The 19829-nt window shown below is 34.7% G+C and carries 16 protein-coding genes; 1 reads left to right on the top strand and 15 read right to left on the bottom strand.

Annotation, left to right across the window (positions count from 1 at the left end; translation table 11 throughout):
* Positions 1-24: 24 nt before the first annotated feature.
* The 15 genes from ade to ABE048_RS00120 form a co-directional block, all read right to left on the bottom strand.
* A complete protein-coding gene (ade, locus tag ABE048_RS00190) occupies positions 25-1797 on the bottom strand; it encodes an adenine deaminase (RefSeq protein ID WP_430308464.1) in 1773 nt (590 codons plus the stop codon).
* A gap of 161 nt (positions 1798-1958) precedes the next feature.
* Entirely contained in the window at positions 1959-3533 is a 1575-nt protein-coding gene (locus ABE048_RS00185) for a long-chain-fatty-acid--CoA ligase (RefSeq protein ID WP_430308463.1), read from the bottom strand.
* 247 nt (positions 3534-3780) lie between these two features.
* Positions 3781-4188 carry a GNAT family N-acetyltransferase gene (locus ABE048_RS00180; protein ID WP_430308462.1) on the bottom strand — a complete coding sequence of 136 codons (408 nt, stop codon included), beginning with the start codon at positions 4186-4188 and terminating at the stop codon, positions 3781-3783.
* 275 nt (positions 4189-4463) lie between these two features.
* Complete coding sequence (locus ABE048_RS00175; protein ID WP_430308461.1) at positions 4464-5231, bottom strand: DODA-type extradiol aromatic ring-opening family dioxygenase; 768 nt, start codon at positions 5229-5231, stop codon at positions 4464-4466.
* A 143-nt stretch (positions 5232-5374) separates the two neighbouring features.
* Positions 5375-6382, bottom strand: coding sequence for a zinc-dependent alcohol dehydrogenase family protein (locus tag ABE048_RS00170; protein WP_430308460.1), 1008 nt, complete (start codon positions 6380-6382; stop codon positions 5375-5377).
* Positions 6383-6628: 246 nt separating this feature from the next.
* A complete protein-coding gene (gene eat, locus ABE048_RS00165) occupies positions 6629-8065 on the bottom strand; it encodes an ethanolamine permease (protein WP_430308459.1) in 1437 nt (478 codons plus the stop codon).
* A 217-nt stretch (positions 8066-8282) separates the two neighbouring features.
* Positions 8283-9095, bottom strand: a complete 813-nt coding sequence (locus tag ABE048_RS00160) for a hypothetical protein (protein ID WP_430308458.1) — start codon at positions 9093-9095, stop codon at positions 8283-8285.
* Positions 9096-9128: 33 nt separating this feature from the next.
* The gene (locus tag ABE048_RS00155; RefSeq protein ID WP_430308457.1) at positions 9129-10643 is read right to left on the bottom strand and encodes an aldehyde dehydrogenase family protein; all 1515 of its coding nucleotides are present in this window, start codon (positions 10641-10643) and stop codon (positions 9129-9131) included.
* A gap of 14 nt (positions 10644-10657) precedes the next feature.
* A complete protein-coding gene (locus tag ABE048_RS00150; protein ID WP_430308456.1) occupies positions 10658-11203 on the bottom strand; it encodes a hypothetical protein in 546 nt (181 codons plus the stop codon).
* A 21-nt stretch (positions 11204-11224) separates the two neighbouring features.
* Positions 11225-13171: a primary-amine oxidase gene (locus ABE048_RS00145; protein ID WP_430308455.1), complete on the bottom strand. Its 1947-nt coding sequence runs from the start codon at positions 13169-13171 to the stop codon at positions 11225-11227.
* A gap of 384 nt (positions 13172-13555) precedes the next feature.
* Entirely contained in the window at positions 13556-14635 is a 1080-nt protein-coding gene (locus ABE048_RS00140; RefSeq protein ID WP_430308454.1) for a YkvI family membrane protein, read from the bottom strand.
* Positions 14632-15762, bottom strand: a complete 1131-nt coding sequence (menC, locus tag ABE048_RS00135; RefSeq protein ID WP_430308453.1) for an o-succinylbenzoate synthase — start codon at positions 15760-15762, stop codon at positions 14632-14634. The genes ABE048_RS00140 and menC overlap by 4 nt, the downstream gene beginning before the upstream one ends.
* 15 nt (positions 15763-15777) lie before the next feature.
* Entirely contained in the window at positions 15778-16599 is an 822-nt protein-coding gene (locus ABE048_RS00130) for a GNAT family N-acetyltransferase (protein WP_430308452.1), read from the bottom strand.
* Complete coding sequence (locus ABE048_RS00125; protein ID WP_430308451.1) at positions 16586-17737, bottom strand: M20 peptidase aminoacylase family protein; 1152 nt, start codon at positions 17735-17737, stop codon at positions 16586-16588. The genes ABE048_RS00130 and ABE048_RS00125 overlap by 14 nt, the downstream gene beginning before the upstream one ends.
* Positions 17734-18591 (bottom strand): MurR/RpiR family transcriptional regulator, encoded by an 858-nt coding sequence (locus ABE048_RS00120; RefSeq protein ID WP_430308450.1) that lies wholly within the window; start codon positions 18589-18591, stop codon positions 17734-17736. Before ABE048_RS00120 ends, ABE048_RS00125 begins: the two co-directional genes overlap by 4 nt.
* A gap of 312 nt (positions 18592-18903) precedes the next feature.
* On the opposite strand from ABE048_RS00120, the gene ABE048_RS00115 reads away from it, so the two are divergent.
* Complete coding sequence (locus ABE048_RS00115) at positions 18904-19566, top strand: DUF975 family protein (RefSeq protein WP_430308449.1); 663 nt, start codon at positions 18904-18906, stop codon at positions 19564-19566.
* Positions 19567-19829 lie beyond the last annotated feature (263 nt).

Genomic DNA, 19829 nt, shown 5'->3' with positions numbered 1-19829 from the left:
TGTAAATTTGGAATCTGCTTTTTTCTATTTATTAATAGTTTCAATTATATCTACTTCCACTGGAATATGTTTAAAGTTTGTAACATCAAACAAACCCGTATCTGTCAGTTTGATGCTTGGAATAACGGGCAGTGCAATAAATGATAATGTTAAGAAAAGATGGAAGTTTAGATCCGGATTTAGTTGTAACAAAGCACAATGTAAATCATGTAACTGTTTAGCAGCTTCTTCCGCTTCTACATTTGTCATAAGTCCTGCAATGGTTAGAGGTAATGCACTTAGTACTTCCCCATCCGCGACTACTACATAGCCACCTTGCATCTTTTGTAAAGCATCAAGAGCTAGGAGCATATCCTCGTCATTTGTTCCGCAAACTAGAGCATTATGAGAATCATGTGCTACAGTTGTAGCGACTGCACCTTTTTGTAGACCAAAGCCATGTACAATTCCGAGTCCTATATTGCCGAGATTGTGATGTCGTTCGATGACAGCTAATTTTAAATAATCATCATTTATTGAAGGAACAAACATTTCATTTTCTACTTGGACTTTTGCTATCTTTTTATGAGTAATTAGTTGATTTGGTTCGATTTCGATGATATTTGCTAGATTACCTTTTTTAAATGCAATGCCCAAATCCTGTGATGTCAACTTTGGAATATGAACTGATTGTAAAATAGCTGAAGGTACTGGCTCATGTTTTATTTTTCCTGAAAGCAATTGTCCGTTCTCTACAACTTTGTTTCCATTCTTCCATACATCCTGTGGTTTACAAGTTGTTAAATCATCTAGTAGGATAAAATCTGCTTTAAACCCTTCAGCAAGTACTCCTTTTTTCTTTAATTTATAGCATTCTGCAGCATTAAGGGTAGCAAGTTGAATCGCTTGAAGTGGTTCCATTCCCTCTTCTATCGCTAAGGCAATTGCATGATTGATACTTCCCTCTTCGATTAATTCATCTAAATGTTTGTCATCTGTGCAAAACAAAAATCGTCTTGCATTGGCAGAATTAACTGCTGGTAATACGTCACGTAAATTTTTTGCAGCTGAACCTTCCCTAATGAGAACATTCATCCCCTGCTGTATCCGAATTCTTGCTTCGTCAGCTGTGACACATTCATGATCTGTTTGAATTCCTGCAACTCTATAACCACGAATTTGTTTTGCGTTTAATCCAGCACCATGTCCATCAATGACAAGATTATTTGCTTCGGTTTGAGCAATCTTCAAAAGCATATCCTCATCACCGTTTAAAACAGAAGGAAAGTCCATTACTTCAGCCAACCCTAATACATCTAATTGTGTTAAAAATGGTGCTAAATCTTTTGCTCTCAGCGTGGCACCAGCATTCTCGAAAGATGTGGCAGGTACACTTGAAGGCAACATAACATGAATATCCATATCAGCATTTTTTGCATCATTTAGCATAAATTGAATACCTTCTGCCCCTGCCACGTTCGCTATTTCATGTGGGTCTGTAATGACGGTTGTAATACCATGTGGCAGTAAAATTTTACTGAATTCAGATGGAGGTAGCATAGAAGATTCTATATGAATATGACCATCGATTAGTCCAGGAATGACATATTTATCGTTCGCATCTTCTTCGTTTTCAGCCTCAAAAATTCCTTCCGTATCGATTGCGACAATCATGCCGTTTGTTACTACTATATCTGCTTTTCTCCATTCTAGATTAAACACATCAGCAACTTGTGCATTACGCAAAATAAAATCCGCTTTTTTATTATTTTGGGAACATAAAATAATTTCTTTTTTTCTTAATAAGTCCTCTTTCAAATATATTACCTCCTTCTCCTCGTTTATGCTTTCTACAGTTATACCACAGAATTCATGGAATAAACAAAGACAATTTATATGCGAAGAGGGCAAGCATTACTTGATTTAATAAGAAAAAAGACCAACGAATTTTTTTCGTTGGTCTTTAAGTCAGCACTATCTTAAACCCCAGTACTTTCTACATAACTCTTTCTCAAATGTACTTTTTGAATTTTACCTGAGGCAGTTTTTGGGAGTTCATCTATAATTGTAACACCTGTGATGGCTTTAAAATGAGCTAATTTAGAGCGTGAGAAATCGATAATTTCCTGTTCTGTTAATGCTGCATTTTCACGTAATACAACATATGCATGAGGTGTCTCTCCCCATTTTTCGTGTGGGACGGCAATGACTGCAGCTTCTAAGATATCTGGATGATCATAAAGTACTCCTTCTACTTCAATAGATGAGATATTTTCTCCACCACTTATAATGATATCTTTTTTACGGTCAGTAATCGCAACATACCCTTTTTCATCAATATGGCCAACATCACCTGTGTGTAGCCAACCATCTTTTATAGAGTTGATCGTTGCTTGTTCATTTTTCCAATAGCCTTTCATCACACCATTGCCTCGAACAATGACTTCCCCAACTGTTACACCGTCATGCGGTACTTCATCACCTAACTCATCAACAACTTTTACTTTTGTCCCAATCATTGGCGTTCCTGCTTTTGCTTTCAAGTGATATTTTGCTTGATCTGATAAATCGTTATATTGTGGAAGAATACGCGAAATTGTGCTTAAAGGTGTTGATTCTGTCATGCCATATACTTGAATAAACTCCCAACCAATCTCTTTTTCTACCTTTTCAACAAATGCAACTGGTGGTGCAGATCCTGCGATGACCACACGAAGTTTATCAGATAATGCAGGTTTATTTTCATCATAATATTGAATCAATGCATTTAAAACTGTAGGTGCCATATGAACAATTGAAATATTATGTTTATTAATCGCATTAAATATGGCTTCTGGTGTGGCTTTTCTTAGGAACACTTGAGTTGACCCATTTGCTGTATAGTAAAATGGTGATCCCCAACCGTTGACATGGAACATTGGCAAAACGTGTAAAAGCGCATCTTCATCTGTTACACGTAAGTGATGCATGGTTGAAAGCGCATGTATATAGTTATTCCGATGTGTCAGCATTACACCTTTCGGGTCCCCAGTTGTACCACTTGTATAAAGTAAGCTAGCAATATCGTCTTCAGACAATTCCACACGATTAAACTGGCTATTCTCAAATGTAGCAAGCCATTCATCATAGCCTAGTTCTGGTGTAGTATCATCTTTATAATGGACAATAATTTGTTCAACTGTTTCTAATTTTTCTTTAATAGGTACAATTAAATGATATAAATCTTGATCTACTAGTAAAATTTTAGATTCACTATGATTTAGGATAAACAAGTAATCTTCTGGCTTTAAGCGAATATTAAGAGGAACCATAATAGCACCTAATTGATAAATACCATAAAAGCCTTCATACATCTCAATAGTATTTGAAGCCAAGTAAGCTACTTTGTCCTCTTTTTTCACGCCAAAGGATTGAAGACCTCGAGATAACTGATTTACACGGCCGTTTATGTCACCATATGTAAATGCTCTCTTTTCATCAAATATAGCTTCTTTGTCTCCATATAATTCTACCGCTCTATCTAAAAAATCTGATAGTATTAATGGTACATTCATCCCTATACACCCCTTTAGTATAATGAAGTTAATTTAATTTTATTTTACAATATTCAGATAATTTTGTCATTTAAAAGTTATTTTTCAATTTAAAGGGAAAATATTTACTTTTTATTATAAGTTATTAGAATAAAAGCAATAAAAAAGGAACACTTTTGTTCAATAATCGAACCGTTTATTTAAGTATATTGCCCCACAATTTTTATTCCAAAATTAAGTTTTATAGTAATTATAAGAGCAAAAAATATTACCGATTTATATTTTTTGTCATGCCAATGGAAAATTTCTTAAAACCTAATTCTTTATAATAGGACTCCAAACTTTCTACACACATAAGTTGAGGGATTACTTTATTTTGCTCACAATGTACGATTATTCGGTTCATTATTTCTTTACCAATTCCTTTGGACTGATAACTTGGCATTACACATACTCCACATATTAATGCCGTAATGACACCATCAGAAATCACACGTCCCATTCCTACTAATTGTTGTTCATCAAAAGCATATACTGAATACCAACTCTGTTTACACATTTGCTCTAAATCACTAACAGTTAATTTAAGTGTGTTCCATCCTAATGATTCATAGATTTTCAATAATCCCTCAAAATTCCCAGGTGGCTCTATTGTATAATCAAAGTGTTTTGTCACATTAACTCCTCCACAATTTAAATCTGAATAAGGTTTAACACTAACCCTACTTAACTCCATACCCTTTCAATAGATAACGATATTTGTGGTCATATAAAAAGTCGGACTGGGACCGACTTCTAAAAATACTCCTCAGTATATGCTGTAGCTATACTGTATATGCCGCCTTGATTTGCATACTTATAAGGTCATGTAAAACACAAAAAGTACACCACTTAATATAAGTAATGTACTAATTTTACAATATACTATCTATATGAATGTGCTAGATTCTGTTACCACTCAATACACATATTACTCATTGTGCCAAATTCATATGTTTGATTGATCTTTTTAGCATTTGTTGTGTAGCTTGCGCTACCCATCGCGATAAATAATGGAACAAAATGTTCTGCTCTTGGTACTGCAAGAGTTGCATTTGGTGCTAACAAACGATATTGATCTAATGTATCAATATCCCCTTTTTGCACTTGTTCAAAGATCCAATCATCAAAATCTACTGCTTCTTTTACTGGGCTTGTTGCATTTGGAAAGAACCAACTGAAGTTGTGTACAGTAGTACCACTACCAATTACTAAAATATCTTCCTCGCCAAGTCCCTTTAATGCTTCTCCAATGTTAAACTGCTCTTTAGGTGACAAGAATGGATTCACTGATAATGCCACTACTGGTATATCTGCTTCTGGATACATATGTTTTAGTGCAACCCATACCCCATGATCTAAACCACGAACTTCTTCACGTTGAGTTTGAATGTCAGCCTTTTTAAAACGTTCTTCCAAAATTCCTGCTACGATTTTAGAGCCTTTTGCAGGATATTTAATTTGATACATTTCTTCTGGGAAACCATAGTAATCATACACCGTATCTAAAATATCATCCGTATAAGTTAAAGATAATGTTTGACTTTCCCAGTGTGCACTAAAAATGACAATTGCTTTCGGTTTAATACGCTTACCTAATTCTTTCAGAAAATCTGAATAATCGTTTTGAGTAACTGCTAAGTATGGTGAACCGTGTCCGATGAATAATGATGGAACCATTTCAAAACTTCCCTTCGTATTGCCTGCATGCTTACTAATAAATATCTCGAATTCTAAATTAATGATAAACTTTTTAACATAAAAAAAGAAGTAAGTAGTCTTTTGAATGGAAACCCTTTGTAGATCTAATGCTTTCTTTTAATTCAATAAGAATTCGCTTTATGGCTTGTTAAAAATACTTTTCCTTCGTTTACTTTAGACGATTCTATAACATCAATCGCTTTTTTTACATTTAATAAATCGTATTGAAAATCGGGCATCATCAAACTTAATTTATTATCATTTATCAACTTTATGAGACACTTAAAAGTCTCTTTCCATTTATCAGCTGAAACATTTTTGTTCCAATGCCGTAAATGAAACATATTAGCATTCACTTTTGCGTTTGTTACAATATCCTTCCAATTCACTTGTATCCCAGATAAAAGACCAATCGTTAGAAAATTGCCATTAGGATGTAAACAAAAAGCTAATTCATTACCATCAGAACCCCCAACAGAATCAATAGCAGCATCAGCACCAATTCCATTCGTTAATTCCATAACCGTTTCATTTAAACGACTTTTAGATGTATCAATTACATAAGAAGCACCAAGACGAAGTAAATCCTCGGTATACTTATTATTTCTAGTAACTGCAATCAATCGAAACCCTAAAACTTTCGATAATTGAGCAAAAATGCGCCCAATAGAAGAACCACATGCATTAACCAATAAAACATCATTTGGTTTTAATTTTAAAACTTCCGTACAAACCACCCATGCTGTAATTGGATTGATATACATTTGTGAGGCTGTAAAATTATCAATAGAATCAGGTATAGGAACTGCAAATTCTGCTGATGTCTTTACAAACTCTTGCCATGTCCCTTCCCCGCGCAAAGGTAAAACACGCTTTCCGATAAGCTGTTGAGAAACTAACGGACCCACATCTTCGACTATACCAACACCTTCATAACCAGGAATATTCGGTAAGGATATCCGATGAGAATATGATCCTCTAATAGGTATTAAGTCAGAAGGATTAATAGGACGAGCTAGCATTCGAACAAGGACTTCATTACCTTTTGGTAGCTCAATGCTTTTCGATTCAACTCTTAACACATCTTTAGGGCTACCGAATTCGTAGAATTTAATACATTTTGCATTCAAAACTATAAGTCTCCTTCGTAAAAATTAGATTTATTTTAGTATGATCCTTCACAATGGTATATCATGCTGACTGACGTTTTTAAACAACTTTATTATATTTTAAACAATTTTATTGTAATTTAAAGGACTTTATTTTCACCTAACATCCATCAGATTCCTTTCTTTTTGCTCTGTACTATGTAATACCTGTAATACCATACAAAAAGCCACCTCTTAAAATAGAGAAGTGGCTGTGAATCTTGTACATCATTTAAGTTCCCGAACCAGGTTAGACGCTTCAATCTCAACAACAGAATCAGATGCTTCAATCTTACCAAAAAGACTAGATTTTTCAATTTCCTCAACAATAAAATTCTCTTCTGGAGCATTACCATCAATTTGATGTCTAGCCCATACAAAATAATATATACTTGCCACTGAAAAAATAGCGATACAAACATAGAAGAATGTAAGATTGGCAAAAAAGCTTGCAAAAATGGCAACGACACACAATATCAATGAAACTATTGGATTAATTGGATATAAAGGTATTTTAAAGGATCTTACTAAATTAGGTTCTTTTATACGCAAAATAATTACTGACAAATTCATAGCTATATACGAAACAAGAGCCCCAAATGTAGAAATTAAAATTAAATTATTCGGATTAAAGAAAAATACCAAAAGAATACCAAAAACGCCTGGCAATATAATCGCAACATACGGAGTTTGCCTCTTTTTGTTCATTAATGATAAAAATTTAGGTAAATAGCCAGCACGTGATAACGAGTATACTTGTCTTGAATACGCTAAAATTACACCTGAACAACTGGAGACTAATCCCACCAAACCTACAGTTGCTAATACTTTGGATAACCAATATGTTGCTCCCAAAACTGAGGCAATAGAAGCTGGTAATGGATCTGAGGCAACTGAAATTTTATCAATTCCCCCTAATCCAATAGATACCGTTATGGTGAAAATTGATATAATTAATAGCGTAGTCACTCCTGAAATAAGACCTCTTGGCATATCTTTCTTTACATCTCTAGTTTCTTCAGATAACATAGGCAACATTTCGATAGCTAAAAATAACCACATTGCATATGGGAGTGCTGACCAAATACCTTTAAAACCGCCAGGAATATAATTCCCACTACTTGGGAATAAATTTTCTACATTAATATGTGGTAAACCTACAATAAAGAAAAGTACCAATAATCCAACAGCCACAGAACATAGAACCATTTCTATGGTTGCATACTCCTTAATACCGATAATATGCACTATCATAAAAATACCAAAAATTATAGCTGCAGGAACAAGTGCTGGAATTTCAGGGAATAAGAAATTCACATATCCTCCTATACCAATCGCTACTACTGGTCCTGCTATTATATATTGTAGAAGTACTCCGATTCCCGTAATAAAACCTACATACCTTCCCATAGCTCTCCTTGCAAAAGAATAAGGTCCACCTGCATGTGGTAATATTGTAGAAAGTTCAGAAATTCCTAAAGTCATAGTAAAATACATTGTCGCCATCAGTAATGTTGCTATTAACATACCTAAATAACCAGATTCACCTAGTCCAAAATTCCAGCCAAAATAAGAACCAGAAATGACAATCCCCACTCCAATAGCCCATAAATTTATTGCTGTGAGAGATTTCTTAAGAGTTACATTTTCATTATTTGAAGCCATAATATAACCTCCTCTATTTGACACAACAACCTCATTATTTTATGTTAGGCCACGCCTCTACATAAAATTTTTCCGTAAAGTTAGAGTAGCGAATCGTTAAATGTAGTTAATCTAACTGATATATTTTTTTCTGGAAGAAAGTATACTGTTCATGAATAAATAAAAAACATACTAACATTAGTATGTTTTTTATAAGTAAGAGTGAAAGCTTTGAGGGCTAATAAGATAGAAACTTTCGTTTTATATTTTTCCAACCTAAAAATTCTTTTATATATTCAGCAGGTGTTATTACAAGTAAGCTTTTAAATTCTTTGTAATAATGTGAAGGATCATAGTAACCATATTGGTCAATGTTTACAGGTGTCTCTTCAAAAGAAAAATGTTGAAGTAAGAGTTGAATACGTATGAATTTACTGAGTTTTTTTGGTCCAAAACCTGTTTTTTTGTAGAAAAGTTCTCGGATATATCGCTCAGAATAACCTGTTTTTTGCTGAATTACATCTGGTAAGAACAGCCCATTATTTTCAATAATAGAATCAAAACAAGTAGCGAATATTTCATCACCCAAGCTTTTTTCCTTTTTTTGAGAACAAAAATATTCATTACAAATCTGCACTCTTTGTTCGAAATCTCCTGCTTCAAAAACAGCTTGTGTAAAATTAGAGTCTAGTGTGCAGCCTAATTCAACATTAACAAACGGTTGTTGAACAATTTGTTTTAATGCGCAATTATATTGAATAACTGTTTGTTTTGGATTTAGACGAACACCAAAATATTTACCTTTTGGGGTAAATGAATAAATTTCACGTGTAGTCGGAGTATTTCCTAAGACAACCTTTTGATCTTTGCCCATGTAAAACATTAAATCTTGGCAAGCATCAGGAATGACATGAATATCACTATTAATACCTATTGGTTCAAACTCATAGTAAAATAGGATATCCTGCTTTAAATTGCTGTTTGGAGTCATTTCTCTATAAGAATACGATTTTTGGACCATTTCAGGTTGGATTGGATAATAGCTACTCAATAAGCCTCCCCCTCACTTCACTCTTAGGAAAAATTAAAAGAAACCTTGCGCCTGTTCATTGTAACTAACTAATACACATTTAGTTGATTGATACGATTCTAAAGCTTTTAAATGATTTTCTCGACCGACACCTGACTTTTTGTAGCCGCCAAATGCTGCACCAGCAGGGTATTGGTGATACGTATTTACCCAAACACGTCCTGCTTGGATTTCTCGACTTGCTTTATAGGTAACGTTTGTATTACGTGACCATACAGCTGCCCCTAAACCATACATAGTATCATTTGCAATTTCAATCGCTTCCTCAAAGGTTTTAAAAGTAGTCACCGCCAATACAGGACCGAAAATTTCTTCTTGGAAAATACGCATTTTGTTATTGCCTTTAAAAATAGTTGGTTTAATAAAATAACCATCTAAATTATCAAGTTGATTTTCGGCGCCACCGATTAAACATTCCGCGCCATCTTGTTTGGCAATTTCAAAATAAGAAAGAATTTTTTTATGTTGTTCTTCTGAAGCCTGTGCACCCATCATTGTTTCAAGTTCGAATGGATTACCTACTTTAATTTGCTTAACTCGTTCAATGGCTTTTTCCATGAAACGATCATAAATAGACTCGTGGATCAATGCTCTAGATGGACAAGTGCAGACCTCACCTTGATTTAATGCAAACATAACTAAACCTTCAATCGCCTTATCTAGATATCCGTCATCAGCATCCATGACATCTTCAAAGAAGATATTAGGAGATTTGCCACCTAACTCTAGCGTAACCGGAATTAGATTCTCAGATGCATATTTCATAATCAGTTTGCCGACAGCTGTAGAACCTGTAAATGCCACTTTGGCAATACGAGGGCTTGAAGCTAACTCTTTCCCTGCCTCCGTACCAAAACCATTAATGACGTTTAATACACCTTTTGGTAATAGGTCTTGAATAAGTTCAACTACGAATAAGAATGATACCGGCGTTTGTTCTGCTAATTTTAAAACAACACTATTTCCTGCAGCAAGTGCTGGTGCCAATTTCCAAGCTGCCATTAAAATAGGAAAATTCCATGGAATGATTTGGCCAACAACACCAATAGGTTCTTGGTAATGATAAGCTACTGTATCCTCATCAAAAGGTGTCACTTGCCCTTGTTGTGTGCGAATAGCACTTGCAAAATAGCGGAAATTATCAATTGCCAATGGAATATCAGCGTACATAGTTTCACGAATCGCTTTCCCATTATCCCAAGTTTCTACCCTAGCAATTTTTTCAAGGTTTTCTTCCATACGATCAGCAATGGCTAGTAAGATACGTGCCCGTTCTGTAACGGGTGTTTTCCCCCAAGTTTTTTGGGCTTCATGAGCGGCATCTAATGCTAACTCTACATCTTCTCTTGTTGAACGAGCTACACGTGTAAATACTTCTTTCGTAATAGGCGTAATATTATCGAAATACTCTCCATTTACAGGCGCTACCCATTCACCACCAATAAAATTATCATATTTCTTTTTGAATTGAATGCCCGATTGTTCAATATTCTCTTTAACATTTACCATAATTATCGACCCCTTTAATGATGATGATGATGCTGTTGTTCTTCTTTTACAGGTACCTCATGTTGAATCTCAAAAGTACTTAATACTAGTACACAAATCATTACACCAGCCACAATGAAAATATGCCTTGGAATGGCTTTTATAAAGATAGGAAACATCTCACGATTCCATACTCCGATAGAAATGATAGCACTTACAATAAACATCATTGTAAAAAAGATAATGCTTACCGTTAAATATTGGGTGGTCATTAATGTTAGCATCACACCCATCATTGCTCCCATAAAACTAGATCCTACACTTTCCATGAATAGGTACATTGGTAAGCCTGTTGACAGTAAATAGCCTAATGCAATAGAAATAAGAATAGATGCTATTGCACCTAGTACCATATCGGGAAGCCAGGTAGCCATATTCATCCCAACAGCCGTACTCATTGTCATAGAAATCAGCATTATACAGCACTTGGCCATACCATGATTAGCAAAACGTTGTTTTAATAAACGGTTGGTGATTACCGTAAAAGTAACAATCACCAACATGCTTAGGAATGGTAGCATATAATCACTCCTTTAAGAGTTTTATTGTATATGACAAGACGAAGTTGTGTGACACTTCTTGTCCGGTCTAGGAACGTCTATTGCTGGGTTTCTATCAAAGAATCCAACTGGTTTTAATTGGAAACTGATGTATGCAGTTGGCATTACAGGCCAATCTTCAGGGCGCGGGATATGATGATGGCCCATTGTATACCAAACGACGATATCTTCATCATCAATTGAACGGTTATTCTCAACGTATTTTGGAAGTCCATCTCCTCCAGCATGTTGATTTGGATACATACCTGTTGCATATTTTTCATTTTCATCAAATTGCGTAACGTGTAAATGGTGTTTAAGGAAACCAGCACGTTTCATAACGCTTGCTTCTTCATGAGCAAATGGGAAGCAATTTTCGCCAGGCAAAATTTTATATCCTACTGGTTGATTCACTCGGTTAAGTGAGTTTTTATTGATAATTTTCCAAGTACGTTGCGTTTTTAAATCTAAATTACGTAACGCTTCCTTCTCCGTTTTAAAGATACGTGAAATAGGATAGAAACCATTGCCATTCGGATTGTGTTCTCCCAATGTTTCTGATACAGTTTCTGTTTCAACTACTGAGTTATTTTCACCGTCTAACATCGTATCAAGTCGGAAATTAAAGAAGTGTTGATGATGTGATGCGTTTAATCCTGGAGAAATCTCAGATCCATATTTTGTTTGGATGCCATCTTCACATGTACCAGTGTTTAGAATACCTGTTAATTTGACTTCAGCTTCAATCGTACCGTCTTGGTAGAAACTCCAATAGAAGCCGTAATCATAATTTCCAACTGTACAGAAGAATGAAATCACTAGTCGACGTGAGCGCCTTACTTCTACATGGCCTGTACGCCAATCTGTATGTTTCCAACCAATCCCGTAGTCTTCTTCGTGTAAGCAAATCGCATTTTTGATCGTACGCGCATTTCCTTTAATATCAGCTACAACACCATCAAAGTATTGAATTTCGCCTAAGCAGTCGCAACCTAGTTCTAAGGAATTGGCTAATTGACCCATTCCATATTCACCAGCATCAAAGGCATTTTGTGTGTTATGCGAAAATGTTGGCTCACCATAAGGGACAACCATTTCTGATAATGCTGCACGATAAAGAACTGGACGATCCTTGCCTTTGTCATGGTAATTAATTGTGTATAATACAAGGCCCTCACGTGGTGTAAATCCATAGCGGAAACTCCACTTTTGCCATTTGATCAAATTACCTTCGATTGTAAAGCTTGGACCTTCAGGTTGTATGATTTCCAATGGTTTTAAGTCATTTCTAAACACAATTGATTCATCAACTTCAGGATGATAATTACCTGATGTTGTTGGGATTGGACGTACCCCGTGATCTTCAACTTTGTAAACTTCCATTTTGTTTAGGTCTACATACGTTACGATACCTGTTAAAGGGTAAGCATATCCGTTATCTTCTAGTGATTGTTTTTGCCAACAAATCGCACGAAGTAAACGTTTACCTTCATGCTCCTGAACACCAAAATTCCCTGCTGACCATGGATCCACCATGATTAAATCAGGATTGTCAATTCCACGTTTCTGTAAAGCTGCTACAAAATCAGGATGGCTCTTTACTAATTCTTCACATTGCTCAAATTCCTCTAAGGCTACATTTGGTTGTACGCCAGGAATATGTTTGTAGGAATCAACTTTTTCTGAAGTTAAATTTACAACTGCTTCAAATGTTTTCAATTCTTTATCATCTAAAATCACTAAAAATACTTGGCGATCTACAGTATTACCTGGTTTGTAATTTAGTACTTCTGATTTTTTAGGTTCATGTAACATCACCGACATAAATCTTACGTGTTCAGGCAACTGCTGCTGTTCCTTAACTATTTGAACAGCTTTTTCAATTTCTACTTCAGATAATGGTGATAATGGGTGGCTTAGCTCAACGTTTGGATTAACCTTTACTGACATTCTATCAACCCCTTATAATTTGTTCTCTCTAATTATAATCAGAAAATTCAGTAAAGTGATTGTAAATAACGGCATTTTTAACAGATAAGTTATTTTTAGCTAAAAAAATATGATATTTTCTACCTTAAGTGTTCTTTATTTTCATAATAACTACTAAATAAGCTGTTTATAGTTCATTTCATTTTTTTCCAAAATTACCCTTCATTCTTCAAAATGATAGGTAAGGGTTTAAAGATATCGCTCAGCTTAGTGACTATATTCTAAGTTAAAACAACAAATCCTTCCTATAATAAATAGAAAGGTTTTATATTAAACGCTTTTATGCAAGAAAAGAAGTACAAAAAGTCAATAAAAAAGAACTTTTGTACTTCTCTGTCTCAATTATTATGCTTCTTTCGCAACAAGGGACTTTACCTTTGAACGTTTTACATTGATCCCCCATGCAATCACGATTGAAATCATCAAAATAAATCCTAAATAGCCCATTGCAGGATAAACGGTTCCTACTAGTTTGATAAAACCAACAAAGCTTAAGCCGAAACCAATTGCACCAATTACCCATACGACCCAATTGAAGTGTTTACTTCTTGCTGGTACGATGCGAACCGAAAATGCATAAAGCATACCTACAGCAGTGTTGTAAATCATTCCAAGTAAAGCAATCGACATGAGAACACCAAGAATTGGAGAGATTTTAGTTGCTAGTACAAGCATCGGCATATCGGTACCACCTACTTGATCTAATTTTGTGAATATTGCGACATTTATTAGCAGAATAAGAAGACCTAAACCTATACCTCCTAGAATGCCTCCTCTTCTAGCAATTTTTTCATCTTTTTCTTGTCCTCCCATTACAGTAAGCATTGATGCACCTGCTGCAATATTATAAGAAACATATAATAGTGCCCCTAAAATCCAATTGGATGCTCCTGAATTTTGTTGTTTTGCCAATTTATCCATCTGAACTGCAGTTAAATCAGTCGTAAAAATAGAATAACCTGCGATAATCACTACTAATACCATTAGGAAAGGTGTAATGGCACTAATTATTGCAATAATCTTTTGAACATTGAACATTAATGTCAAAATCGTTACGATTAACATGGCTAAACTACCGTACATTGCAGAAATACCAAATTGGTTTTCAAAAATGGAACCAGCTCCTGCGAACATCACAACTGCTACACCAAATAAGAAGAATGTAATCACAAAATCAACAACAGCGCCTAAATACTTCCCACATATTTTATAGACAACTTCTTTATGGGAAGTCGCATTTAAACGACTCCCTAATGTTGTTAAATTCATCCCTAAAAAGGCAAACAAAACAGTTGCTATGGCAGTACCTACAACTCCCCACCAGCCGAAGCCAGTGAAAAATTGCAATATTTCTTGTCCTGAAGCAAAACCTGCTCCAACAATGACACCGATAAATGCACCGGCTATTTCTATACTTTTTTTCATTGAGCTACCTCTTCTTCTACTAGGTTATATACTTTTTTCTCCATAGTAAATTTTTCAATTAACTCAAGATTTGGTTCATAACCTATGCCAGCTTTATCTGGTACCGTAATATAGCCATTTTCTACAGTTACTTCTGGACTGATAATATCTTGATCCCAGTAACGATCTGAACCTGCTGTATCTCCTGGTAACACAAAGTTTGATAAAGTTGTTAATGCTACATTATGTGCTCGGCCAATACCTGACTCTAACATACCTCCACACCAAACAGGGATACCTTTTGATTTACAGTAGTCATGGATTTTCTTCGATTCTGTTAATCCACCTACTCGCCCAATTTTAATATTAATAATTTCGCAACTTCCTATTTCAATTGCTTTTCGTGCATCTTCTAATGAGTGAATGCTTTCATCTAAGCAAATAGGTGTTTTCAACTGTTTTTGTAATGTTGCATGATCGATAATATCATCTGAAGCAAGCGGTTGTTCAATCATTGTTAAATTAAATTCATCCAATTGTTTCAATAATTCAGCATCCTCTAAACGGTACGCTGAGTTTGCATCGGCCATTAATGGCACATCCGGGAAGCGTTCACGAATAGCACGGATGACATCCACATCCCAACCCGGTTTAATCTTCACTTTAATGCGTTTATAGCCTTCGTTAACATGTCCTTCAATTAAAGTCAGTAATTCATCTATAGAATTTTGAATGCCAATACTAATGCCAACTTCAATTTGTTTTATATCTCCACCGAGTGCTGAAGCTAGTGTTTGGTTTGTACGTTTAGCATATAAATCCCATACAGCACCTTCAATAGTGGATTTTGCCATATTATTTTTTCGAATTGGAGCAAATAGTTCATTCAATTCATCAGGATGTTCAATTTGTTTACCTTTTACTAGTGGAATAAGGAAATCCTCTAACATAATCCAATTTGTTTTATACGTTTCTTCATTGTACCAAGGGGAATCAAAAGCAACGGATTCTCCCCACCCTTTATTGCCAAGTTCGTCCGTTACTTCTAATAGAAGAAACTCTTTATCGAAAAACGTACCGAAGCTTGTTGAAAACGGTGCTTTCATTTTCATTTTTAAATGACGGATCGTAATCTCTTGTAATTTCATATTTATTAGTCCTCTCTATTGTGGAATATTAACCGTATTCTTTTTAACGGCTAAGTAATGATGAACCGGTTGGTTAGCGGATTTTACCAATTCAATAGCTGTATAACCTTCTTGAAACAGCAACTTAAACATATGGCGTGTTTTTAAACGCCAATCAATCGCTAAATCCAAATCTTGGTCTTTCAATTCTGTAATATCAGCGGGTACGGGAACTAGATATGCAACATCTTTAAGCGCAGTTGAGTCATTAGAATCACAATCTGAGCAAATTGGTAAATGCTGCTTATTGTATGACCATGTGGCAAGTACAGTTGGGTTGTCGTATTCTTTTTTTTCAAATTGATTTACATAATCACTAGTAATCCACCAATCTATTTGAAAGCGATCAGATGGGAGACCACCATTTAGACCGTCTTCCATCTTGCCATAGCAATTTTCAATATACGTATCACAAACTCCATGTAATTTCGTTAAATTCAAATATGCATTACGTGTTTGCAAAGGATCGTATGTCCAAGTCATTTTTTCGTAGCCAATTTGAGTAGCAAGTTGTTTTTGTTGTAGTTTTAGCTCTGCTCCAATCCCACTTTCTCTATATTCCGGTAATATACCAAGCATATGAGAGCAAAGAGAAACTTGACCATTTTCAAATCCTGCAAAACCATAGCAGAACCCTACTATTTTCTCTCCATCAAAGGCACCAATTACTGTGCCACCATGTTTTACTGCTGTTAACGTTTGATGTGTCGGAATAGGATTTGTACCCCAAACGGCTAGTTCAACTTGTTGGACGAGCTCCATTTCTTTATTTGTTTTTAATACTTTATAGGTAATCATTACATGTCACTTCTTTCTTTGCATATGAAACTGCTTTTATTACAGTTCGTGTTAAAATCTCTACACCTGTGATTAGCGTGTTTCGATTAAAAGTCATTTGAGGATGGTGTAAACCTGGTTGTAAGCCACAACCTAATCCAAGCATGGTTGCTTTAATATTCGGACAATTCAAGGTGTAAAAATGGAAATCTTCTCCTCCGGGTGTGATAACAGGCGGTTTTGTATTTACTTCTCCTGCTGTTTCAACAATTGCTTGACGCATTAATTCCATCGCTTCTTCATCAACCTCTGCTGCAGCAATATTCGTTTCAATTTGGTATTCTATTTGAATATCATATTGAGATTCAACACCACGGATCGCACTTTGAAATCCACTCATCAATGCATCAATACCTTCATTCTTTTGAGAACGGGCATCAATACAAAATTCTGCTTTTCCTGGAATAACATTTGCCGCTGCACCTGCTTGGAATTTTGTCAATTTTATGGATGATGGGATTAATGGATCTATATGAATACTTTGTATGGCATTCACTAAAGATGCGCCAATTTCAATTGCATTCTTTCCTAGATGTGGACGGGCACCATGCGCTTCCCTACCATGAATTGTTCCTGTTATTAATCTTGCTGCACCGTGGTAGATTGCTGGACTAAATGTTCCATCTTGAAGCTCTTGAATAGGTCGGACATGAACTCCAAACAAATAATCCATATCATTCACTAATCCTTTATCGATGAAATGTAGTGCACCTTGACCTTTTTCTTCAGCAGGTTGAAATAATACTCGAATTGTCCCATCTTCTGGATTATGCAATTTTTGGAGTAATAACAGAGTTCCAATAGCCATCGTCATGTGTCCATCGTGTCCACATGAATGATTTGCTTGAAATTTTCCATTTACTTCTTGCCATAGTGCATCAATATCTGTTCGAAGACCAATCACAGGCATACCGGATCCGATTTCTACGTATAATCCTGTAGTATCCTCGATTAAATGAGGTGTAAATCCGTAAGATTCTAACAACTGTTGAATATAGGTAGTCGTATTATATTCGTACCAACTAATCTCAGGGTGATTATGCAAGTGTGTAAATACTTCCTTTAATGTTGGAGTAATCTCCTCTAGTAATTGTTTCATTTAAAATCATCTCCATCCAAAAATAAAAAGCTACTATCTACGCTATCGTATTGCGCTTTATAATCCTCGTACTGTTTCGGTGCTTTGGCTGTCATACCAGAAACTAGGGTATTCAAAAACGATATGACTGTTGGCATAATACCTATTGTCGAAGTTTCCGAAGTTGCTAGCGAAAAATAATAATCAGAATATCGATAAAGAGGTGCAGTCTGTACATCTGAAATCCCTATAATCGTTACACCTTTTTTCTGGATCAAATGTGATAATTCAATGGTTTCCTTATAATATCGGTGGAAGGATAAAGCAACTAATACTTCCCCTTCTTCCATATGACTTAAAAGTTGAATAATATCCTGAGAATGTGGTTCAATCATATGAATATCCGAGCGTAGTAGATTTAAAGTAAAACCGAGCCATTGTGCTGCTGCAAAAGAAGATCGTAAACCGAGCACATATATTTTCTTTGCTTCATGCAAAGATTTACAACTCATTTGAAAATCATATGGATTTAACCTTTGAGATATACTTTGAATTTTTTTTGCGTCATTTTTCATTATTTTTTCGTGAAAAATATCATCTGCTTCAATTTCGTCTTTCGATGCTAAATAATTTCCAAGAGAGCTTTTCTTTTGCATCAATGAACTACGAATAATCAATTGTAATTCGCTATATCCTGACATTTTAATAGCATAGCAGAAACGAATGACAGTAGTTTCACTTACACCAACTAATTCGCCAATTTCTTGTGCAGATTTTAACGCTACATCTTGTGGAGATTCTAAGATGTAACTAGCTACCTTTTTTTGTCCTTTCGATAGCTCTTGAAAATGTTCTTGTATGATTTTTTGATACAAACGATCACACCCTAATGAAGTATATGCTTTATTTTTTGATTTCCATGAAGTTTAAACTTCTTTTTTGATGTATATAACAATATCACTTTTATTTTTCAAATTCAACGATTTTTCAGAATATTTTATTTTCTTATGTAAATAGATTTATGAAAATAATAATGTTTCTTATATGGATATTTAGGAACTAGAAAAATAATAAAATTTGGTATACATAAATAGTTTTTTAATATAATATTATTAAGTGGAAAGCTTTTATCTAAATATAATTACTTATTTAGAAAGCTTTAAATATATTACGAAAGGAGATTAATTGTGAAAATTTCTGAAATTAAGAGACAATCTTTACAATCTTTAAAAGGAAATTGGGGACTAGTTGTATTACTTTCTTTCATCTTGTTTATCATGTATTTTATTTTCCCAATCATTGTCGAAATTCTTTTAAGTGGTGGGTTTAATGAATGGTTTAACCAAGAAGATACAACAACTACACAAGATATTGTAAATATTTTCATTACTATTTTACAAATTCCTTTATCAATTGGAGTATGTTGGTTCTATTTATCCTTAGTTCGGGATAACAATCCAAAGATTTCTAATATATTTTCAATCTATTCAAATGGTAAAACTTCAATAAAAGTAATTGGAGCAACTATATTACAAGGGATTTTCGTATTTTTATGGTCATTGTTATTAATTATTCCAGGAATAATAAAAAGCATATCTTACTCACAAACATTTTATATATTACGTGATCATCCTGAATATACAATTCTTGAAGCCATATCAGAGAGTAGAAGAAAAATGGTTGGTTTAAAATGGAAATATTTTTTACTAGGACTTAGCTTTATTGGTTGGGGTATTCTATGTTTATTGACTTTAGGAATAGGCTTTTTATGGCTAACTCCTTATATTTCAACATCAATGGCTACTTTCTATAAACAAGTAATTAATAGCCAAGACGCCGATACAATTTAAGTAATACAATAAATATAAAATCATGTTTTGAACATTTCTTTCAAAACATGATTTTTCTTTTCTTATGAATTAATGAATTTCGAATATTTAATTGTATTTCGCTATACCCTGACATTTCGGTTACATTAATTCGGTAAATACTTCATTTCTAGTAATTACTTAGAATGCCGCTCCAGATGGCGCTTTCGTGCTAAGCGAGCGTTGGGCCTCCTCGGAAGCTAAAACATTGGTGCTCCTGCGGTTACTCGTCGCAGAAAATTCTT

The sequence above is a fragment of the Rummeliibacillus pycnus genome (genome assembly GCF_050459865.1).
GTDB classification, from domain to species: domain Bacteria; phylum Bacillota; class Bacilli; order Bacillales_A; family Planococcaceae; genus Rummeliibacillus; species Rummeliibacillus pycnus_B.
The sequence above is the reverse complement of the archived record's forward strand: the minus strand, read 5'-3'. Positions and strand labels throughout refer to the sequence as shown.